This is a genomic window from Bdellovibrio sp. HCB274 (assembly GCF_047306075.1).
Lineage (GTDB): Bacteria > Bdellovibrionota > Bdellovibrionia > Bdellovibrionales > Bdellovibrionaceae > Bdellovibrio.
Genome location: NZ_CP178623.1, coordinates 1062922 through 1083159, shown reverse-complemented (window position 1 = coordinate 1083159; position 20238 = coordinate 1062922). Strand labels below are relative to the sequence as shown.

The 20238-nt window shown below is 46.8% G+C and carries 21 protein-coding genes; 7 read left to right on the top strand and 14 right to left on the bottom strand.

The genetic code is table 11. The features are described from left to right. The first annotated feature begins 91 nt into the window (after positions 1 to 91). The 4 genes from ACLWNV_RS05290 (at position 92) to ACLWNV_RS05275 (ending at position 3484) form a co-directional block, all read left to right on the top strand. Positions 92 to 754, top strand: a complete 663-nt coding sequence (locus ACLWNV_RS05290; RefSeq protein ID WP_413586872.1) for a 50S ribosomal protein L25 — start codon at positions 92 to 94, stop codon at positions 752 to 754. Positions 755 to 856: 102 nt separating this feature from the next. Next, positions 857 to 1426: an aminoacyl-tRNA hydrolase gene (pth, locus tag ACLWNV_RS05285; RefSeq protein WP_413586871.1), complete on the top strand. Its 570-nt coding sequence runs from the start codon at positions 857 to 859 to the stop codon at positions 1424 to 1426. A gap of 45 nt (positions 1427 to 1471) precedes the next feature. Further along, a complete protein-coding gene (gene ychF / locus ACLWNV_RS05280) occupies positions 1472 to 2572 on the top strand; it encodes a redox-regulated ATPase YchF (protein ID WP_413586870.1) in 1101 nt (366 codons plus the stop codon). A gap of 69 nt (positions 2573 to 2641) precedes the next feature. Next, a complete protein-coding gene (locus ACLWNV_RS05275; RefSeq protein WP_413586869.1) occupies positions 2642 to 3484 on the top strand; it encodes an outer membrane protein OmpK in 843 nt (280 codons plus the stop codon). Positions 3485 to 3617: 133 nt separating this feature from the next. Here ACLWNV_RS05275 and ACLWNV_RS05270 read toward each other — a convergent pair whose 3' ends face one another. The 3 genes from ACLWNV_RS05270 to ACLWNV_RS05260 are packed head-to-tail and all read right to left on the bottom strand — an operon-like array spanning position 3618 to position 7784. After that, the gene (locus tag ACLWNV_RS05270; RefSeq protein WP_413586868.1) at positions 3618 to 4445 is read right to left on the bottom strand and encodes an ABC transporter permease; all 828 of its coding nucleotides are present in this window, start codon (positions 4443 to 4445) and stop codon (positions 3618 to 3620) included. Beyond that, on the bottom strand, positions 4442 to 5374 hold the full coding sequence (locus ACLWNV_RS05265; RefSeq protein ID WP_413586867.1) for an ABC transporter permease: 933 nt from the start codon (positions 5372 to 5374) through the stop codon (positions 4442 to 4444). The genes ACLWNV_RS05270 and ACLWNV_RS05265 overlap by 4 nt, the downstream gene beginning before the upstream one ends. Before the next feature lie 22 nt (positions 5375 to 5396). Continuing rightward, positions 5397 to 7784: a transglycosylase SLT domain-containing protein gene (locus tag ACLWNV_RS05260; protein WP_413586866.1), complete on the bottom strand. Its 2388-nt coding sequence runs from the start codon at positions 7782 to 7784 to the stop codon at positions 5397 to 5399. Between the two features lie 68 nt (positions 7785 to 7852). Between ACLWNV_RS05260 and radA the strand changes: the two genes are divergently transcribed. Continuing rightward, positions 7853 to 9253 carry a DNA repair protein RadA gene (radA, locus tag ACLWNV_RS05255; protein WP_413586865.1) on the top strand — a complete coding sequence of 467 codons (1401 nt, stop codon included), beginning with the start codon at positions 7853 to 7855 and terminating at the stop codon, positions 9251 to 9253. Positions 9254 to 9276: 23 nt separating this feature from the next. Beyond that, positions 9277 to 9651 (top strand): Crp/Fnr family transcriptional regulator, encoded by a 375-nt coding sequence (locus tag ACLWNV_RS05250; protein WP_413586864.1) that lies wholly within the window; start codon positions 9277 to 9279, stop codon positions 9649 to 9651. 30 nt (positions 9652 to 9681) lie between these two features. Here the strand turns inward: ACLWNV_RS05250 and ACLWNV_RS05245 are convergent, their stop codons facing one another. From ACLWNV_RS05245 to glpK, 3 genes are read right to left on the bottom strand one after another with little or no spacing between them, the layout of a single operon-like run. Continuing rightward, positions 9682 to 10947, bottom strand: a complete 1266-nt coding sequence (locus ACLWNV_RS05245) for an Nramp family divalent metal transporter (protein ID WP_413586863.1) — start codon at positions 10945 to 10947, stop codon at positions 9682 to 9684. 33 nt (positions 10948 to 10980) lie between these two features. Next, positions 10981 to 11670, bottom strand: a complete 690-nt coding sequence (locus ACLWNV_RS05240) for a flagellar brake protein (RefSeq protein ID WP_413586862.1) — start codon at positions 11668 to 11670, stop codon at positions 10981 to 10983. 2 nt (positions 11671 to 11672) lie between these two features. Next, positions 11673 to 13157 carry a glycerol kinase GlpK gene (gene glpK, locus ACLWNV_RS05235; RefSeq protein WP_413586861.1) on the bottom strand — a complete coding sequence of 495 codons (1485 nt, stop codon included), beginning with the start codon at positions 13155 to 13157 and terminating at the stop codon, positions 11673 to 11675. Positions 13158 to 13186: 29 nt separating this feature from the next. Between glpK and ACLWNV_RS05230 the strand changes: the two genes are divergently transcribed. Further along, a complete protein-coding gene (locus ACLWNV_RS05230) occupies positions 13187 to 13957 on the top strand; it encodes a lysophospholipid acyltransferase family protein (protein WP_413586860.1) in 771 nt (256 codons plus the stop codon). Between the two features lie 14 nt (positions 13958 to 13971). On the opposite strand, the gene ACLWNV_RS05225 is transcribed toward ACLWNV_RS05230, so the two are convergent. The 8 genes from ACLWNV_RS05225 to gpmA form a co-directional block, all read right to left on the bottom strand. Beyond that, positions 13972 to 14154, bottom strand: coding sequence for a hypothetical protein (locus ACLWNV_RS05225; protein ID WP_413586859.1), 183 nt, complete (start codon positions 14152 to 14154; stop codon positions 13972 to 13974). 13 nt (positions 14155 to 14167) lie between these two features. Further along, positions 14168 to 14596 carry a hypothetical protein gene (locus ACLWNV_RS05220; RefSeq protein ID WP_413586858.1) on the bottom strand — a complete coding sequence of 143 codons (429 nt, stop codon included), beginning with the start codon at positions 14594 to 14596 and terminating at the stop codon, positions 14168 to 14170. 110 nt (positions 14597 to 14706) lie between these two features. After that, positions 14707 to 15942: an imidazolonepropionase gene (gene hutI, locus ACLWNV_RS05215; protein ID WP_413586857.1), complete on the bottom strand. Its 1236-nt coding sequence runs from the start codon at positions 15940 to 15942 to the stop codon at positions 14707 to 14709. A 94-nt stretch (positions 15943 to 16036) separates the two neighbouring features. Further along, complete coding sequence (locus tag ACLWNV_RS05210) at positions 16037 to 16633, bottom strand: sugar O-acetyltransferase (protein WP_413586856.1); 597 nt, start codon at positions 16631 to 16633, stop codon at positions 16037 to 16039. A gap of 63 nt (positions 16634 to 16696) precedes the next feature. Further along, positions 16697 to 17596, bottom strand: coding sequence for a DUF6635 family protein (locus ACLWNV_RS05205; RefSeq protein ID WP_413586855.1), 900 nt, complete (start codon positions 17594 to 17596; stop codon positions 16697 to 16699). Positions 17597 to 17653: 57 nt separating this feature from the next. Further along, positions 17654 to 18439, bottom strand: coding sequence for a DUF4382 domain-containing protein (locus ACLWNV_RS05200; protein ID WP_413586854.1), 786 nt, complete (start codon positions 18437 to 18439; stop codon positions 17654 to 17656). A 365-nt stretch (positions 18440 to 18804) separates the two neighbouring features. After that, on the bottom strand, positions 18805 to 19236 hold the full coding sequence (locus tag ACLWNV_RS05195) for an Hsp20/alpha crystallin family protein (protein WP_413586853.1): 432 nt from the start codon (positions 19234 to 19236) through the stop codon (positions 18805 to 18807). Between the two features lie 226 nt (positions 19237 to 19462). Beyond that, the gene (gene gpmA, locus ACLWNV_RS05190; protein ID WP_413586852.1) at positions 19463 to 20209 is read right to left on the bottom strand and encodes a 2,3-diphosphoglycerate-dependent phosphoglycerate mutase; all 747 of its coding nucleotides are present in this window, start codon (positions 20207 to 20209) and stop codon (positions 19463 to 19465) included. Between the last annotated feature and the right edge of the window lie 29 nt (positions 20210 to 20238).

The window sequence follows — 20238 nt, the reverse complement described above, 5'->3', positions numbered from 1 at the left end:
ACGGCGGACAAGTTAAAAACTGAATTTGAATTTAAATGCTCCCATAAAGAGCGAAACAACCAATCCTCTATCGGACTAGAAGGAAGACATTATGAAAAATAGAATCGAACTAAACGTAGAAGCTCGTCAAACTGGTAAAGGTAACAGCCGCGAATTGCGCGTTAACCGCCAAGTTCCTGCAGTTATCTACGGCGCAATCTCTCCAGTAAACGTAACAGTTTCTGAAAAAGACATGGTTAAGTACAACACTCGTGCTTACGAAAATGCTCTTTTCAATCTTAAATCTACAGAGAAATCTGCAAACGGTATCGTTGTACTTGTTAAAAAAGTAGACGTTCACCCGGTTACTCGCCGTCCACAACACGTTGATTTCTACGCTCTTGATCTTAAAAAAGCAGTTCGCGTTAACGTTGAAGTTCGTCTTGAAGGTAAACCAGTTGGTTTGTCTGAAGGCGGTATGTTGAACGTAGTTAACCGTCAAATCGAGATCGAAGTTCTTCCAACTGAGATCCCTGAATTCTTCACTGCTGACGTTTCTAACTTGGCAGTAGGCGACGCTCTTCACGCATCTGACGTGAAAATCACTGGCTCTGCTAAATTGATCTCTGCTGCTGACACAACTATCGCGGTTGTATCTGCTCAGGAAGAAGAAGCTGCTGCTGCTCCGGCTGCTGCCGCTGCTCCTGCTGCTGCTGCACCTGCTGCGGGCGCGAAAGCTGCTCCAGCTGCTGCAAAACCAGCTGCGAAAAAATAGTTTGTTTTACTCCGATAAATTCGGAGTGCAGACAACTATCGCAAACACAAAAGGCGGCTCTTCTCGAGTCGCCTTTTTTTTTGATTTTGATCGAGGTTATTTATGTCATCTTGGCTTATCGTCGGCCTGGGCAATCCGGGTGGAGAGTACAAACTCACCCGCCACAATATCGGCTTCATGGCTGTCGACTACTTCATGCAGGGATTGGGCAATCCATCCATAAAAAATCAGTTCAAGGCCGAAGTGGCGCAGGCCTCCTGGCAGGGGCACACGCTATACTTCTGCAAGCCTCAAACTTATATGAACCTTTCTGGTGAGTCGGTGCAGCCTTTGATGGGCTATTATAAAATCCCTCTGGACCATCTGATCGTGCTTCATGACGACATCGACCAGCCCTTCAATCAAATGAAGATTCATAAAAATCGTGGGCACGGCGGTCACAATGGAATCAAAAGTATCTCGCAATTGATGGGCACTCAGGACTATGCCCGTCTGAAATTGGGCGTGGGCCGTCCCGAGAATCCGAACTATCCTGTAGCGGACTATGTTCTGGGCAAATTTACGAAGGAAGAGTTCGATAAAATGCCCGACTTCCTGAACAAAGGTATCGACGCTATTGAGAGTATCATTCTGGATGGTATTCAAAAAGCTTCGACAAAATTCAACGGGTAAGCTACATTCCCCCGTGTTATAATTTGGTTTTTCAAGGAGTTCCTCATGGCTTTGCAGGTCGGTATCGTCGGTCTTCCGAACGTTGGTAAAAGTACGCTTTTTAATGCGTTAACTTCAGCTAAGGCTGAGGCTGCCAACTACCCTTTCTGTACTATCGATCCCAACGTGGGCGTGGTGACAGTTCCAGATCCTCGTATGGATAAAATCACAACATTCATCAAGCCACAAAAAGTGATTCCAACAACTATGGAATTCGTGGATATCGCCGGTATCGTAAAAGGTGCTTCTCAGGGCGAGGGTTTGGGAAATCAATTCCTATCCCACATCCGTGCAACTGATGCGATCGTGCACGTGGTTCGTTGTTTTGACGACCCAAATATCATCCACGTTGCCGGCTCTGTGGATCCACTTCGTGATATCGAAATCATCAACACTGAGTTGATGCTGGCCGATCTTGATTCCGCTGAAAAGCGTATGAAGTCCCGCGAAAAAACAGCGAAGACTGGCACTGATAAGAAAATCAAATTGGAATATGAAGTTGCCAAAAAAGCAGTTGAAGCTTTGGGCAAAGGCTTGCCTGCACGTTCTGTTGAATTGGACGAGCAAGAAGCCTTGATGATGAAAGACATGCACTTCCTGACTGCAAAACCAGTTCTTTACGCGATGAACGTAAACGATGCTGACTTCGCAGCAGGCGGCAACGATTGGACCAAAGCGGTTGAAAAGCGTGCTGCTGAAGAGAATAACAAAACCATCCTGATCTGTTCAGCGATGGAAGCTGAAATCGCTTTGTTGCCACCAGAAGATCGCGCAGACTTCCTGGCAGCCCTTGGTTCTGAAGAGCCAGGCTTAAACCGTTTGATCCGCGAAGCTTACACTTTGTTGGGTCTGCAAACTTACTTCACAGCGGGTGAAAAAGAAGTTCGCGCCTGGACGATTCGTGCCAATACGAAAGCTCCACAAGCAGCGGGTGTGATCCATACGGATTTCGAAAAAGGTTTCATCCGTGCGGAAACTTACCACTGCGAAGACTTGTTCACTTACAAGTCCGAGCAAGCGGTTAAGGATGCGGGTAAATACCGCGTGGAAGGTAAAGAGTACGTCGTGAAAGACGGCGACGTTTTATTCTTCCGTTTCAACGTTTAATTTTTTAAAGGGTTCCGCAAGGGACCCTTTGTTTTTTCCGGGCCCCTTTACAATTGTTAGTGAGGAATAATGTTTCAAAAAGTTTTTAGTACGTTGTTGATCGTTCTTGCCTTGTCCCCTGCTGCGTTCGCAGCGAAAGCCACTGATGGAGACATCCACAAAGGCGACTACAAATGGTTCCAGTTCAACATCATGCAATCCATCGACAACAAGATCCCTTTTGAAAATCAGCAGGACACTTATTTCGAAATGGAATTCGGTGGACGCTCTGGAATTCTGGATCTTTATGGTTACATCGATATTTTTGATGTTTTCAATTCACCGAACAGTGATCGCCATGGCGATACTTCTTTGTCAGCAACTCAAGATGATAACTTCTTCTTTAAATTTGCTCCGCGTTTTTCCTTGGACTACATGACTGGTCACGATCTGAATGCAGGTCCGGTTCAGGAATGGTACATCGCCACCCTGTTTAATGTCGGCGACCGCGCTTTGTTTGAAGAATACATCGGTCTAGGAACGGATATTCAAATTCCTTGGTTGGGAAAATTGGGTGCGAACCTGATGGCTCGTCACGTGCGTGAAAATTATGGCGCCGATGATGAAGGTGAATGGAATGGTTACATCCTGACGACGAACTGGTTTAAACCGTTTGTGGAATTTGAAAACAAATCCTTCATCACATGGCAGGGTTACCTGGACTACAAATTCGGCGCGAATAAAATCGCTGACGACGTAGACCGCACCTCATGGTCATTGGAATGGTTCAATGGTATCTACTGGCACTCCAAACAGTACGCTGTCGGCTACGGCCTGAAGTACTACCAAAACATGGCGTTGTTTAAATCCGGCGGCTTCGCAGGCGAAACATCCGGCTTCGGCCACTACCTGGCTGTGACTTATAAATTCTAATTTTCATGGGGACAAATTGTCAGTTTGTACAACCGTAGCGGGTGTGCAAACTGCCATCTTTGTACTCGATTGATACATTTGCGAAAGGCGTATGGCCAAAGGGTGGCTGGCGCCTTTGGGGAACGCGGTGCGTTTATTCGGGGCGGGTTTTGTGTTCGCGGGCGTAGTCTATCAGGATGTGGAAGCTCCACACTGTCAGGAATAGGACTAGGCTTGGGAAAAGGATCAGGTGCGGGAAACTTGAAAGAGTTTTCCAGCCTTCGCTGACCAGGATTCCCCAGCTGGTGTACGGTGGATGAACGCCGATGCCAATAAAGCTCATGAAGCTTTCGTATAAAATATTGGTTGGGATTTGCATCGCAACCAACACCAACAATGAGCTGACAATATTCGGCAGGATATGACGAGCGATGATGTGGGCGCTGTTGCCGCCGATAGAGATGGCGGACTCCACAAAAGGTTTGCGCTTGGTTTCAATGACCATTCCCCGCGTGACCCGGGCAATGTTGATCCAATGAGTGAAGGAAATCCCCACACACAATCCCACCAGTGCTGCCCACTGCGGATCTTGAATTGGTAAGATCACCTGAACGCTTAAACACAATACTGCCACTAAAATAAAACTTGGAATCGCCATGATGATATCACAAAAGCGCATCATCACCCGATCTGTGATGCCTTCACACCAGCCGGCGATGGCGCCATATACCAGACCAATCAAAAATGTTAAAGCCGCGCACACTACTCCAACAGTCAACGAAACACGTGCACCTAAAAGAACTCGCGCGAAAAGATCCCGTCCCAAAGAGTCCGTGCCAAACAGGTGCGACCATGAGGGAGATAGCAAAATCTGTTCAACGTTTTGTTCATAACCCTGAGTAAAGAATATCGGCCCCAGGAAAACCGCCAGCAGCAGGAAGCTTAAAAATGCAATGGCCAGAATCACGGAAGGACGTTTCACACTTCCTCCCGAATTCTTGGATCCACAGTACGCATTAAGATGTCGATCAGTGAGTTTACGACTATCAGCAAAGCGCCATAAAATAGAGTCAGCCCTACGATCAAAGTGTAATCGCGATCACCCAAAGCGATGATAAACTGACTTCCCAAACCTGGAATCGCGAAAAGCATTTCGACTAAGAATGATCCTGAAAGCAAGCCGACCAACAAAGGCCCCAGAAAACTTAAAAAAGGAATCAGGGAATTGCGAAGCACGTGATGCATAAGCACCTGCCACTCTTCAACACCTTTGGCCTTGGCAGTGCGAACGTAATCCAATTCGTAATTGGATTTTAAAGAAGTTTTCAGCAAACGCACCAGAATCGCCATCGGGCGCACACACAAAGTCAGAACCGGCAGAATGTAATTCTTGGGCTCGGTTAAAAATGCCGTGGGCAAAAGATTAAAATAAAAACCAAAGAAATAAATCAAGAGAGGACCCCAGAACAGGCTGGGTAAAGAAATAAACGTGATCATGAATTGATCGACTGTTTTTTCAAAGTAACCACCGCGGTAGCGCTGCGAAGTCAGAGCTAAAATAAAAGCACCGGCAATAACGATAATCAAAGCCACTAAATTCAAACTTAAAGTATTCGCAAAACCGTTTGAAATAATCGACGTCACTGTCTGATTCGGGCGAGCCATCGAAACACCCAAGTCACCTTGTAACAACGAAACCAGATACTTTCCACTTTGCACCAGAGAAGATTCTTGCAAGCCCCATTGGGAAATCAACGCCGCCTTCACCGTCGGGTGTAAAGCCGCCTCCTCATCAAAAGGTCCACCAGGCAATGCTTTAAGCAATAAAAAACAAAGCGCCACCAGCACCGCCAGTGACGCAATAATTTCAAAAGCTTTCTTAAATAAAAAACGCACCCAGTTGTTATTCAATGCTGCTCTCTTGGACTAAAAACTAAATGTCGTCCCAGTTTTCCTTACCTACTAGCTCCGCATTGACCTTAACTGGCACTGCTTCGGATAGGTATGGGAAAAGATCCTTATTGTTGCCGTACAACTTACTGTAAACGTAGGCATTCGAAACCACACGTTTAACATAGTTGCGCGTTTCCAGGAAAGGAATGTGCTCAATGAACTCATCCGTTTCCAAAGTACCAAAAGACACCAGCCAGTTTTTCACGCGGTGAGGTCCCGCATTGTAGCCCGCTGCCACCAATGGAATCGTGTTATCAAAGCGATCCATCAGACGTTTCAAGTAACGGGAACCAATTTGCACAGCCGTGTCTGGCTCAAGCAATTGAGTCGGCTTGAAATCTTTCGCGCCAACCATTGTCGCTACTTTGTAACCCGTAAATGGCATCACCTGCATCAAACCCAAAGCACCCACCGGTGAAATTGCATCACGACGGTAAGAACTCTCCGCTCTCATGATACCCCAGACAAGCTCCGTCGGAACTGTGAATTTCTTAGTGTACTTGTCTACAGAGTCAGAATACGCACGCGGATAAGCCAGCTCCCACATCGCACGGCCACCATCGACACCTTGGGAAGCACGAGTCGTTCCGAAGGTCACTTGCGCAATATAAGAGGAACGATTGAAGTGACCTGCAGTCGAGTACTCGGACATCAAAGTTTTCAAGTGCTCGCGGTTGCGGGTTTTTCTTTCGATGTCATAAAGATCCCAGCGAGCCCATTCGTTTTCACCAATGATCATCAAATCACGGGCGCGCTCAAAACGCTTCATCAGGACCGGACTGTTAAATACGTTTTTGTCGCCGCCTTCAGCCACTTCACCTTCAGCCGGAGCTGCATCGTCTTGGGCTACTTCGACAGCCTTCGTGTCAGGATTTTCCTCGACCGCCGCTTCCTCGTCGCTTTCTTTTTCATCATCCGTCGAGTACTGCGTGATCATCAGGTTTTCTTCGGATTCAGATTCATCACCACGATAAGTCACGTCATCAGCATTCGGAGTCAAAAACTCCCCTGCTGAAAAGCGCGAAATCATGCGCGGAGTGATCGGCAGATTCGTCGTCGCCAATTTTTGCAGAGGCAGAACTTCCATTTTCTTCAGACGTTCCTGAGCTGCGATAGAGTAGTAACCCATCAAAGGATCTTTAGCCAAAGTCGCCATCTTGTTACGCGCTTCAGTCATTTTACCCTGGCGATACAAACTCATCGCCATCCAATAACTGACACGGTCATTTGGGAATGATTTCCAGGCGCGCTTGTTACGGCTCTTTTCACTTTGCATTTCAGAGAATGCTTTGTAAGCGCCCATGTAGTCGCCTTTAAGATACTTTAGCCAAGCCATGTGCCACTTTGCATCTTTCGTCAAACCAGACGTCGGATACAGTTTCATGAACTCCTGGAATCTGCGAGCGGCCCCATCGTAATCCTGGAACTGATAGCTTAAGAAAGCGGATTGGTACAAAGCCTGACGACCGGTTTTAGAACGCGGACTTAATTTATAAGCTGAATAGTAAGAACCGACAGCCAATTGCACTTCACCTGCGCGAGCGGATGCGGAAGCGAAAAGAATCAGGTAATCGAAATCGCGTTTCTTTTCCTCGTAGTAGGGTTTAAGCAAATCAACTGCTTTACCCAGCTCCCCTTCCTGCATGTAGAACTGAACTTGCAATTTATCTGCAAGATACTTGTCCACTTTTGCAAGATTGGATTTCATCGTGTTGATTTCAGCCTGAGCACGGGAATCAAGACCGGCAAACAAAAGATATCTAACGCGGGTACGGAAGTCTTCAGTGCTGGTCGCACAAGCGGTTTCCTTGCCTTCAAATTTGTTGGCAGCAAGATCCACTCCCCAGTCAGCAACTTTGGAGTAGGCTGGATGCTTTTCATAAAGGCGCACTAACCACTTACACATCTGCGCGCGCTTACCCAAGCCCTGCTCGGCCGCTGCCAGATTATAGATGATTTCAGGATAAGACTCGGTATTGCGAGTGCGCTTTTCAAGTTTAGTGAAAACCGTGGCAGCACCTTTGAAATTCTTTTTTTCAAGATCGATCTGCCCCATCATGCTTTGCACGTCGATGGTCATCTTCACATTCGGGGAAAGGGATTGAATCGCTTCAAGCTCTTTATAAGCCTCGTCCAACTTGGAAGTTTTCATATAGGACTGCGCCAAATAATAACGCGCATACTCCTGCATTTCCGTTTTGTTTTGTGCAATCGTTTGGAATGCAGGGATCGCCTGCTCGTATTTATTAGCTTTAAATTGTTCGAGAGCTTTCTTAAAAGAATCCAGCTCGTCTTTACCAGACTGAGCCATCGCCAAAGGCGCCGTTAAAACTATAGAAAACAAAACAGACGTAAAAGTGGTCCGCATCCCGTCACTCCCTCGAATCAGACGGCGTCATCCTTGTCACCGTCTCCTAATAATGATACCGAATATCTATGGCAAAATCGAAAAATAAAACTGTCTATACCTGTCAAAATTGTGGTGCTCAGCGACCTCGCTGGGAGGGCAAATGCTCTGACTGCGGTGCGTGGAATTCTTTCGTCGAGGAATTGCAGCTGGAAGAGCCCAAAACCAGAGGATGGTCCACAGGTTCTGCGGGAACTGTCGAAAAATCAAGCAATCCGGGGAAACCTGTTTCACTGGACCAAAGCCTCGAGGCGATCAAATTGGATCGTTTCAGTACTGGATTTCAGGAACTGAACCGCGTTTTGGGTGGTGGCTTGGCTAAGGGAAGTTTCGTACTTTTAGGCGGATCACCGGGCATCGGTAAATCGACTTTGCTTCTGCAAATGGCTGGCGGTCTTGCGGATAACAAGCACAAGGTTCTTTATATCTCTGGCGAGGAATCGGTTTCACAAACCGGCTCCCGCGCACATCGCTTAGGGATTCGCTCCCCGCTGATTGAAGTGGGTGCAGAAAGCAACCTGCACAATGTGATGGAACTGGCTCGTCACAAAAAGCCTGACGTTTTGGTCGTCGACTCTATTCAAACCATGTATCTGTCTGATCTTCAGGCGGCGCCGGGTTCGGTTTCTCAAGTTCGCGAATGTGCGGGACACTTGATGGGACTGGCTAAGAATGAAGGTATTGCCGTAATCTTAATCGGTCACGTTACCAAAGACGGCGCCATCGCGGGTCCAAAAGTTTTGGAGCACATGGTGGACTGCGTGCTTTCCTTTGACGGCGATACTTCTTACGATTTCCGCCTGCTTAGAACTTTGAAAAACCGCTTCGGTGCGGCTCACGAGCTGGGTGTATTCCAAATGAACACTAAAGGTTTGGAAGAGGTTTTAAATCCTTCTGAATTGTTCCTGGAAGAGCGCGGTGATCAGTTGATCGGCTCAGCAGTATTCGCTTCGATGGAGGGCACTCGCCCCCTATTGTGTGAAGTTCAGGCTTTGACTCTTTCAACGAATATGGCAATGCCACGCCGTACGTCGTTGGGTATTGATGTGAATCGTCTGCACCTGCTGACGGCAGTACTTGATCGTCACTTGGATGTGCGCTTAGCCCATAACGATATTTTCGTAAATGTCGTGGGTGGATTGAAGTTGGTAGAGCCCGCTGCGGATTTGGCCGTGGCTGCTGCCATTTTGTCCACAGAGGGACGTCGGGATCTTGACGCAAAAACAGTGTTTTTCGGCGAGATCGGACTGACTGGTGAAGTTCGCGGAGTTTCTTTTGTAGAAAGTCGTATTAAGGAAGCCGATAAATTGGGCTTCAAGCACTTCGTAATTCCGTTTTCAAACAAACGCCATCTGGCGGACCTAAAAATTTCGGCAGATAAGAAGATTTCCTATATCAAGAACGTGCGAGATCTGAGTAAAATAATTTAAACACACCAAAAAGGGCGACACGGATGTCAGCACTCGAGCAGTTACACAAACAGGAATACAAAGCCGGCGAATTCATTTTCTTTCAAGGTGACGTGGAAAAGCATTTCTACATCATCGAATCCGGCACCGTTAAGATCTGCACCCTGGATCGCACGGGCAACGAAGTTGAAATCAGCACGATCAATGAAGGTGAATCCTTCGGCGAGTTTGCGATGCTGGACAACGCTCCCCGCTCGGCCTCTGCAAAGTGCGCGACTGATGTTGTCGTGGTCAGAGTTTCAGAAGATGGCTTTCAGGAGCTTCTAAATGATTTGCCAGTTTGGGCAAACTGCATGCTGAAAGCGTTTGTAGGTCGTCTTAAGAAAATGATGGACGATCAAAAAGATCAGCAAGCTTAAGATAAAAAGCCCTCGCACAGAGGGCTTTTTTTATTCCTGAATCAATCGATATAGCATGTAAGCATTCGCCGCGATTATCACCGCACAGATCAACCAACCGAATGATTTCATTTTTACCGACATCACCCAATGACCCATGATTTTTCGATTACCTGCAAACGCCAACAACGGCACCACCGCAAAAGGCAACTGCAGACTTAGGATCACTTGTGTTCCCACCAGCAGACTCCCCACTGCGTGCTCGCCAAAATAGTGAACGCCTATCCAGGCTGGAATGATCGCCAGAATTCGCGCGATCGCGCGGCGAAGCCACACTGGCATTTTAAAATGCATAAAGCCTTCCAAAATAACCTGCCCTGCGATAGCGCCCGTGATCGTTGAACTTTGTCCGGCGGCGAACAAGGCCAGAGCGAATAGGAAACTAGCGGCACTTGCGCCCAATAACGGGCTTAGAAGTTTATGCGCATCCTGAATCTCGGTGATATTTAAATAGTCATTTAAATGAAACGCGGAACCCGCGACAATCAAAATGGCTGAGTTAATAAAGAAGGCAATACTTAAGCTTAGAATAACTTCCCACGTGATCATGCGCATCGAATACGCCAGCTCCACGTCGTTATTTTTCATCACCCGACTTTGCACGACGGCCGTATGCAAATAAAGATTATGCGGCATAACGGTCGCACCCATAATACCGATCGCCACATACCAAGCATGGGCATCGGGGAAAGAACTTAGGCGCGGGACATAACCTTTCGCAACCTCAAGCCACGGAGGCGAACTCCAAAACACCTGGGCCACGAAACACAACAGGATCATGACCACGAAACCCAGCACCAGCGCTTCCATGCGGCGCAGGCCCTTACCTTGAAAGATAAAGACGAAGATCATATTCAGTGCGGTCATTAAAACGCCGGTCTCAACAGAAACACCCAGGATTAAGTGAAATGCTAGGGCTGTTCCAAGGACCTCGGCTATGTCTGTTGCGATGATCGCGATTTCAGCGAGCACCCACAGGGCATTTTTAACCCAGGGACGGTATTGATCACGACAGAGCTCGGCCAGATCCTTACCGGTCACAGCTCCGACACGCACACAAATGGATTGCAGAAACATCGCAGCGATGCTGGATAAAAGAACGACGCAAAGAAGATTAAAGCCAAAGCGCGAGCCCGCCTCTAAATCCGTGGCCCAGTTGCCGGGGTCCATGTAACCCACAGCAACCAAAACTCCCGGACCGACAAACTGCCAAAAACTGCGCTTTTGAATCTCAACGTTCATGACTTCATTGTTCATGGAGTCAGTAAAGATGGGAAGGTAATTCTAGAATCAGTCCTCTGACGGATACTTAATGAAAATCTCGCGCTGCAAGTCCACCATCATGCTTAACAGGCGACTTTCCATGCGAGTGTCAATATTCAGAAACTGCATTCCTGCAATCTGAATTCCATCTTTGGTCGAAGCATAGCGAACTTCCAAATCAAAATCGATCGCACGGCGTATGCCTAAACGCATGGATCCCTGCACCGTGTCCCCTACTTTGAAAGCCGGAATTTCGTGAGGAAAAGCGATGCGCAGGCCACCGGCACTGACATCCAAAATCTTGGAATCCAGGAAAAACTTTTGTGAACCATGCTTAGTCAGGCGAAACACGCCGTCGTATTTTCTTGGTAACTCGATACGGGCATTGGCACGACGCTGAAGCTGAAATAAATCGCCATCAATTTTCAAATGCGCCCAGCCGGCCGAGAAACTTAGATCCGTACGGAAAAAGTAGCGCTCGTCCTTAAAGGCAAAGTTCACCATAACGGATTGATTTTTTTCAAACGCCTGAGAGTTGGAAGTGTGATGACAAAGTAAATCCGCATCCTTTTCCGTCTGCACGGCAATCAGATTAAAGAATGAATCGTCATCACCCTTTACATTGATCTGCAATTTGTCGTGGGCAATTTCCCGAAACAAAAATTTCTTTTCAGAAACCGGAACTTTTTTAAAAACGTTCTGAGTCATTTGAGCCATAATTACACTCTGCTTAAAGCTTCTTGCCAGCGAACTCGGCGTGCCTTGCGATCCTTTAATGACATTTTGACCTTAAATTCTTTTTCCGTCGCCCATATTTTTTTAATTTCTTTCATATCGCGCCACAAACCACAACCTAAGCCCGCCATAAAGGCTGCGCCCAATGCCGTTGTTTCAAGATTCTTGGGACGAATGACATTCACCCCCGTATAATCCGCCTGCATTTGCATCAACAGATCATTGGCAGCAGCCCCGCCGTCCACGCGAACGGATTTAAGTTTTTTACCCAAATCCTTTTCCATCGTGACCAGAATATCCACGTTTTGCAAAGCCATAGCTTCCAGGGTTGCGCGTGCGATGTGAGCCTTGGTTGTCCCGCGGGTTAAACCACAGATCACGCCGCGAGCATCGGGTTTCCAGTGAGGTGCCCCCAAGCCCGTTAAAGCCGGAACGAATTCCACACCTTCGGTGTTTTCAACTGTTTTCGCCAACGCTTCAATTTCCGAAGATTGTTGAAACAAACCCAAGCCATCACGCAGCCACTGAACCGCAGCTCCGCAAACGAAGGCTCCGCCTTCCAGCGCATAGGTCATATCACTGTCTTTTAATTTCCACGCCACCGTCGTCAAAAGACGGTTCTTGGATTTCACGGCTTTTTTCCCGGTGTTCAACAGCAGGAAGCTGCCGGTTCCGAAAGTACATTTGGAATCACCCAGTTCGTAACAAGCTTGTCCAAACAAAGCGGACTGTTGATCACCCAGAATCCCGCATATAGGAATTCCATCCGGCATAAATCCCAAACCTCGGGTCACACCGAAATCCGCATTGGAAGGGCAAATTTCAGGAAGCATGCTTTCCGGCACGCCGAAAAGTTTAGTCAGTTCCTCATCCCACCAGCCCGTGTGGATATTCATCAGCATCGTGCGCGAGGCATTGCTCACATCTGTTTTGTGGGATTGCCCCTCGGTCAAACGCGAAAGCAAAAACGTATCAACCGTACCCGCGATAAGGTCGCCCTTGCGAGCCCGCTCTTTGGCACCTTTTACATTTGATAAAATCCACTGAATTTTTGTCGCTGAAAAATAAGGATCCAGCACCAAGCCGGTTTTCGCTGTGATCGTTTTTTCTTTTTTGGCTTTCTTAAGTTTTTCACACTGGGCCTGCGTGCGACGGCACTGCCAAACTATGGCATTGTAAACGGGTTTGCCAGTTTTCTTATCCCACACCATCACTGTTTCACGTTGATTGGTAATACCGATGGCTTTAATTTCTGATGGTTTAATTTTGGCTTTTTCGATCGCCAGACGCATCGATCTTTGCGTAGTGTACCAAATGTCCTCAGGATCGTGCTCCACCCACCCGGGTACTGGAAAAATTTGTTTAAATGTTTCCCGTGCTTCGGAGACAAGACCTCCGGCTTGATTGATAATGCAGACCCTTGAGCTGGTTGTCCCTTGATCAATCGCCATGATAAAAGTAGAAGACATATATTCACCTCTAGCCTAATAGAGTAATCATGAAGAATTTCTTGCAGAAACCCAACGAAAAAATCTTCGGATTGAAGAACCTCGACAAGGATACTTTGATCTTTAGGGTTTTGCCGCGTTTTTTGCTTGAGATCCTACGTAAGTATTTTCGCATGGAAATTCTGGGAGCTGAAAACATCCCACGCCGTGGCGCTGTGGTGATCGCCCCGAATCATTCCGGCTTTTCAGGTTTTGATGCCTTCTTGCTGGGACACATCGTGCAGGAAGAGGGAAAACGCGTTCCGCGCGTACTAACCCACCATTTTTGGTTTCTAACAGAAACGACTGCCATCCCCGCCCAGAAAATGGGTTTCACTGAAGCCACTTATGAAAACGGCGTGAATGCGCTTAAAAAAGGAAATGCCATCGTGCTTTTCCCCGAGGGCGAGGCCGGTAACTTCAAACCCACCAGCAAAAGATATCAGCTGCAGGAATTTAAACGCGGCTTCGTGCGCATGGCTTTGGAAACTCAGTCCCCGATTGTTCCGGTCGTGATTTTGGGTGCCGAAGAGACTCATATCAATTTGAAGAAATTAAAATTTACCAAGTTCTTAAAGGGCTCGGTCATTCCGTTGCCTTTAAATATCCTGCCTCTGCCCGCTAAGTGGCGCATTCGCTTCTTAGAACCGATTCATCTGCCTTACAAACCAAGTGCTGTCGAAGATGCTGAACTGGTGCACGAAATCGCCCAGGACATTCAGGAAAAAATGCAGGCGGCCATCGAGGAAGAAATCAATCACCGCGGAAATCCGTTTTTGTAATTTCAAATTTTGGATTATTTGTTGGAATCAGGAACGTCAGAACCGACAGCGTTCAAAATGGACTGCCATTTCGCCGTCAATGCACCCGGATCGTCAGCATTACGGCTGACCAGTTGGCTTACCAATAAGGCAGCCACGCCTGTTGCAATGACTAGGAGGAGTACGTACTCCACCACGATCTGACCACGTTTATTCATGTTTTTAATGATATCACAGTTCCTGAAGCGCACCAGAACGAACCAGACTTGCTGGCTTCCAATTGTTCATTGTCATGCGCAAAGTATCGATTAATAGATCCAGATTCTCATCTTCGAGCGGTCCACGTAATCCGATGACCACATCCTCGCCCCATTTTTCAACTTCAAGAGGATTCTCGGATTTTGCGTTTTCGAAGGAAAGTTGGAAACTGTCAGACGTTGGGTAAATCATCACCAGGATGTTGGCGCCAGAAGCTTTCGCGGCTTCTTTTGCTTTGGCAGTTTCTTGAACCAACTGCTGTTGCACCATGAAGTAGATTTTCAAAGCAAGAGCTTCGTGGAATTGCGCAAAGTAAATGCGAACCGGACCATCGAATATGGCGCTATTAAACGCAGGATTAAAATACTTCGACTGCATCAATGTCGTATATGATGATCTCACAAGCTGCTCCCCCCCGGTCACACCACAAGACTAGAAAGAAAAGAGCATAGAGTTCAAACAAAAATTTATAATTTATGTAAGATTCTTAAATTTTCTGACGCAATGGATTATTAAAGACTGTCATAAATCTTTTTGCCTCGAGAGAAAACCATCTTTTGAGGTCGCTCCCCGACACTATAAAACAGACAGTCCCAGCTTTGATCGATGCACAAAATATCAGCAGACTTGCCAACCTCTATGGATCCGATTTCTTTTTGCAGATTCAACGCGTGGGCCGCGCCCACTGTGTAAGCGCCAATCACCTGGGGCAAAGTCATCTTCATTTCCAGGCGCGCTAACAACCCTACCAAGTTTAAATCCTGAGTGGGAGAAGTGCCGGGATTAAAATCTGTCGCGAGAGCAACACGCGCACCTTCAGCGATCAACTCTTTTGCTGGAGGATACTTTGTTTTTGTATAAAGGTCTGCTGCCGGCAACATCACGCAGGTCACATCGGACTTCGCAAGATTCTTGATTTCTTTATCAGTGATTTGCAAAAGATGGTCACCTGACAATGCACCAAGCTTAACTGCCAGATCTGCTCCCCCCGACAAAGTCATTTGATCCGCGTGAATCAGAATTTCAAAACCCAGGGCCTGGGCCTTGCGCAGATATTTTTCCGAAGCTTCCAATGGAAAAAAGCCTTTTTCAATGAAAACATCCACGCGATTTGCGAGCTTTTTCTTTTTCACCTGTGGCAAAACCACATCGCCCAAATGCTCGAGATAACTTTCGTAAGTTTTGAATTCCGGCGGAAGAGCATGAGCACCCAAAAACGTCGCGACTGTTCTTGCACCCGAAAGTTTCTGCACACTTTGCAGAACTTTTAATTCGTCTTTTAAATTCAGTGCGTATCCCGATTTGATTTCAACTGTCGTCACCCCTTGAGAGACGAAGTGATCCATACGCTGCTGTCCCGTGCGCACAAGTTCTGCGACAGAAGATTGACGGGTGTTTTTCATCGTCGACAAAATCCCGCCACCCTTGGCAGCGATTTCCTGATAAGACACACCCTGATTGCGCAGCTCAAATTCCGCCGCGCGATTACCTGAATATATCAAGTGAGTATGACACTCGATAAAACCCGGCAGCACTGTCAGCCCTTTGGCACTGACTTCCTTGATTTTGGATTTCGCAAAAGACTTGGGAACTTTTCCCGAAGTCCCCACCCACTGAATGACACCTTTATCGATAAGAATCGCCTGCTTTTGGGCAATACCCAAATCAGCTTCCGTCACACGGCGGCCCTCGTTTGCAGCAGCCCCCTCCATCGTCAATAAAGTGGAAATATCACGAATTAAAATCATAGAACAAGTAAACCATAGATTCGCTTCCTAGAGGTAACAGTTCCCTTTTCGTACTGCGTGGCAGTACGAAAAGGGAACTGTTACCCCGGGGGAATTATTCGAGATTTCTAATAACTTTGGCGGGATTTCCTACGGCTAACACATTAGCCGGCAGGTTTTTGGTTACGACCGAGCCGGCACCGACGACGGTGTTGTCACCGATGGTTACGCCGGGACAGATGATGGCATTGCCACCCAGCCAAACGTTATTGCCAATTGTAATTGGTTGTGCGGATTCAAGACCGCTTTTGCGGGTTTTTGCATCCAGTGGATGAGTAGCCGTATAAAACTGCACACCCGGAGCAATCTGACAGTCTTCACCGATGGTGATTTTGTTACAGTCCAAAAAGACCGCGTTGAAATTGATAAAGGTTCGCGAACCGATAGAGATATTGGAACCATAATCGACTTGAAACGGAGGTCGCAATACCACGCGCTCACCGACACTTCCTACGATTCGCGCAAGCAGGCTGCTGCGCAGTTCTGCATCCGCGGGGTTTGATTGATTATACTCCATCACCCGCTGCTGAACCAAAACCTGCTCGGCTTGTAAGGCGGCATCAGCCAGATAAAGCTCGCCCGCTAACATTTTCTCTTTTTCAGTTCTTTGTGCCTGCATATATAAACCTCTCTGCAAAAGCTTATATCTCATGCTTGTCAATGTGAAGGTATTCAAAAGAAAACCGGATGTAACAACGCAGAGGGTGACCGATAGTTAAGCCGATTTTAAAAACGTTTTTCTGTCTCCGACCTTGTTTTTTATCTCGTTTTTCAAGGTCATATAAAGATTCTGTTCCAAGGAACAGACCAAAGAATTTAATTTATACGCCTGAATTCCCAGGTTTTTACGAATTGGATCGCTAAAAATCGCAGCTCCAACACTGACCACCGTCAGTATCAATCCCACCCCGATGGTCGCTGTGTAGACCTGAGTTTGAGTTGGGGCCACAGGAAAAATATTATAAAAAACAGATCCTGCTTTTTTGCCAAAAACAAATCTGTCAGCGGCGTTTTCATTCACGATTTTTTTTGCAATCTTTCCTCCCATGCCAGCTACGCTCAATCCTCCGTCATTAAAGAAGAATTTGCCTGCCAACAGAGTAATACCGGTGGCGATTAGGTCCGTCACCAGGACTTGAGCAGACGTGAATTTGTCGACTTCTTCCCTATAAATATCCCAGGTTTTATTTTTCATCATTTGGATATCCGATTTTGACAGGTAAGACTCAAGCTCCAGTCGTTCTTGCAAACTGGTAAATACTGCCTCATGAGAGTTTCCCAAAAATTCTTCCAGGAGCATTTTTTCGGTGGCGCGCTGATAACGGGTTTTAAGACCCGACGGAAGCTTTTTAACTAAAGCATTGCCATGACTCCAACCCACTTTATCCAAAGTTTCTGCAATTTTCTTCAACGTAAGATAAGGCAAAGACCACAGGGTATTTACCGGGTACAAGGCCAGGTCTAACAACACAGAATGTTTTTGAATTTTAAATGCTTCCGAAAGACTAAAGTGTCGTGCGATGAAGGGGGCGATTTCACTTTTCTTTTGAAGAAAATGTTCCTCCAAAGCTTCGTCGATGGCCCCTAGGATGAAATTCTTTTCTGATGTATTCATGCTCTCCTCAAAAAAAAGAGCCAACCCACTGGCTGGCTCTTTTGGCACTCTTAAGTTCTACAATTGTGACAACCCATTTTCGTCCACAAATGGCACCTCATCATCACTGATTGGATCATAATCCCAGCCATCCCCTGAAGGATCGTTTTCATCTGGAGTTGTGATGATCTCCACTGGAGGATTCTCTGGACTTGGTGAAGGAGTGACTGTCGGCTCTGGTGTAGGTTGCGGTTCGACGACTTCAGGTATTTCCTGTTTCGTAACAGAAAGGAGCTTCAATACCGGTTTCAACAGGCACCCACCGTTGCCTTGAAGAACAACTGATTTATTTGCATCAAAGTCCACGGTCACATTGTATTGGTGCCCGGCTTCGAATTGAACTTTGTTCGTAAGAATAATTTTAATACCTGTTTTCTGTGCGCTTGGAGTCTTCAACTCGCAAACCGAATCATCGCTCTTAACAATATAGTGACCCGATTCCTTTAGAATCAGACGAATTTGCTGAATCTGCAATCCATCCGGAGCCACAATACTTTGCAGCGGAAGGCTTACGCCATTTTGAAGTTGTAACAGGTCCACGGGACCAAGGCCTTTTGCCAACTGCAATCTTCCCGCCTTGGATGCGCCAGCCACAAGTACTTCCAAATGATCAATATCCACAACAACGGACTTTATGTCTTTATTGGGAGCATCCACCAAACTAAAATTTACTTTGGCTTGATTTACAGAGCTGGCCTGCATGGATGCGCCAGAATTAATACCGCCGCCATTTTGGCTGGGGCTGCAGGAAACAACAAAAGTCACTCCCATTAAAAGCATCAGGTTATTTATCGACTTATTCATACACCCTCCTGGTAGATTCGGGAAACAAGCACATGGAACACTTTACGTGATGCCCTGGTGCTTGACCAATATTGCTCGTCTTGAGGCGATCAATTCGAGAGGCTGAATAAAACTTGGTCAGATTATGAAAGATTCAGAAAAAACACACCTCGATAACAATCGGGGTGTGTTTAGCTAAGGTTTGATGATTGATAAGGCCCGCCTTCGCCGAGGCTACGGCGGGCAAGCCCGAGAGGAGAGGGTAACAACAAAAAACGTGGAGAAAGAGAAGAAGGAAGAAAGAGTTCGGGAGGAATGAGAGAGCCCCGGACTTGTCCGCCATAGCCTCGGCGACGGCGGAGCCTTACCAACCTCAAACGTTAGCTTTATTGTACTTTAATTGAACGGCTCTTTGTGCCTTCAGCTTTTGGCAAAGTCACAGCAAGCACACCATCCTTGTAGGATGCTTCAATCTTATCGCCGGCGACATGCACTGGCAGACTGAAGGTGCGCTGGAATTTACCGTAAGACCGCTCGGAGTATTTTTTATCTCCGGCTTCTTTCAGTCTTTCGCCTGAAATAGTCAGAACGTTGTCTGCCATTTCAATTTTGATGTCTTCTTTTTTAAAGCCTGGCAAATCCGTCGTTACGATATAGGCGTTTTCATTTTCCTCTATATCTACAGAGGGTGAAAAATCCATCGTAGCGCGAGCGGGTTTGAAGCCGCGATCCACGTCGTTAAAGAACTCTTCAAATTGACTGAAGATATCGTTGGATGGACGACGGGCAGACCATGGTGATAATGAACGCATTGACATAAAATCCTCCTAAAATAAACGTTAATTCTCTGCTGTGCAGAGGTATTTCCAGCCAAGCTGGAGTGCTTAAAATATCGAGGAAGTTTCCGGATCACTTCTCATAATTAACTATGGAATCGATCTAAAAACTGTCAAGGCGACGTCAAAAAAAAGGGGATTTTTTAAAATCCCCTTTTGAAAATTCAATTTTTTTTAAATATTTCGGCAACAACGGAATGAGTACGGCTTACTTTGCTTTACCTTGATTTGCGACAGCTTCCATCGCGGCCTTTACTTCATCAGGGTCACCCACGAATTCTTTGCCGATCACTTTCAGATCTTTATCAAGTTCATACACTAGCGGAATACCCGTAGGCATATTCACGCCCATGATCTGATCCGGTGTCATATTTTCAAGATGTTGCATCAAGGCACGCAAACTGTTGCCATGGGCCACGATTAGGACCTTTTGGCCTGACTTGATTTTAGGAGCAATAGTTTCGTTCCAAAGCGGCAGGAAGCGCGACACCGTCTCTTTTAGGGATTCTGCGCTGGGCAAAAGTCCCGGAGCCACATTTTTGTAGCGCGGATCGTGCGAAGGATGACGGGGATCATTGTTTTCCATAGCAGGTGGCATAACATCGTAACTGCGACGCCAGATCTTAACTTGTTCTTCCCCATGACGGGCTGCAGTTTCTGCTTTGTTAAGTCCCTGAAGAGCGCCGTAGTGACGTTCGTTCAAGCGCCAATCTTTGTGGACAGGAAGCCACACTTGATCGATCTCGTCCAAAACGAAGTTGAGGGTTTTAATCGCGCGTTTTAGTACGCTTGTATAAGCAACATCAAATTGGAAGCCTTTTTCGTGGAGTGATTTGCCTCCTTTTGCAGCTTCGGCACGACCTTTTTCGGAAAGATCAACGTCTTGCCAACCTGTGAAGCGATTCTCTTGATTCCAAACACTTTCCCCGTGTCGAATTAGCACCAACTTATACACGCTTAAACTCCTTCTATTTCAATAAAATC

Coding starts and splice junctions, on each gene's coding strand:
- ACLWNV_RS05290 (WP_413586872.1), top strand. CDS start 92: ATGAAAAATAGAATCGAACTAAACGTAGAAGCTCGTCAAACTGGTAAA.
- pth (WP_413586871.1), top strand. CDS start 857: ATGTCATCTTGGCTTATCGTCGGCCTGGGCAATCCGGGTGGAGAGTAC.
- ychF (WP_413586870.1), top strand. CDS start 1,472: ATGGCTTTGCAGGTCGGTATCGTCGGTCTTCCGAACGTTGGTAAAAGT.
- ACLWNV_RS05275 (WP_413586869.1), top strand. CDS start 2,642: ATGTTTCAAAAAGTTTTTAGTACGTTGTTGATCGTTCTTGCCTTGTCC.
- ACLWNV_RS05260 (WP_413586866.1), bottom strand. CDS start 7,784: ATGCGGACCACTTTTACGTCTGTTTTGTTTTCTATAGTTTTAACGGCG.
- radA (WP_413586865.1), top strand. CDS start 7,853: ATGGCAAAATCGAAAAATAAAACTGTCTATACCTGTCAAAATTGTGGT.
- ACLWNV_RS05250 (WP_413586864.1), top strand. CDS start 9,277: ATGTCAGCACTCGAGCAGTTACACAAACAGGAATACAAAGCCGGCGAA.
- ACLWNV_RS05245 (WP_413586863.1), bottom strand. CDS start 10,947: ATGAACAATGAAGTCATGAACGTTGAGATTCAAAAGCGCAGTTTTTGG.
- ACLWNV_RS05240 (WP_413586862.1), bottom strand. CDS start 11,670: ATGGCTCAAATGACTCAGAACGTTTTTAAAAAAGTTCCGGTTTCTGAA.
- glpK (WP_413586861.1), bottom strand. CDS start 13,157: ATGTCTTCTACTTTTATCATGGCGATTGATCAAGGGACAACCAGCTCA.
- ACLWNV_RS05230 (WP_413586860.1), top strand. CDS start 13,187: ATGAAGAATTTCTTGCAGAAACCCAACGAAAAAATCTTCGGATTGAAG.
- ACLWNV_RS05225 (WP_413586859.1), bottom strand. CDS start 14,154: ATGAATAAACGTGGTCAGATCGTGGTGGAGTACGTACTCCTCCTAGTC.
- hutI (WP_413586857.1), bottom strand. CDS start 15,942: ATGATTTTAATTCGTGATATTTCCACTTTATTGACGATGGAGGGGGCT.
- ACLWNV_RS05210 (WP_413586856.1), bottom strand. CDS start 16,633: ATGAGATATAAGCTTTTGCAGAGAGGTTTATATATGCAGGCACAAAGA.
- ACLWNV_RS05205 (WP_413586855.1), bottom strand. CDS start 17,596: ATGAATACATCAGAAAAGAATTTCATCCTAGGGGCCATCGACGAAGCT.
- ACLWNV_RS05200 (WP_413586854.1), bottom strand. CDS start 18,439: ATGAATAAGTCGATAAATAACCTGATGCTTTTAATGGGAGTGACTTTT.
- ACLWNV_RS05195 (WP_413586853.1), bottom strand. CDS start 19,236: ATGTCAATGCGTTCATTATCACCATGGTCTGCCCGTCGTCCATCCAAC.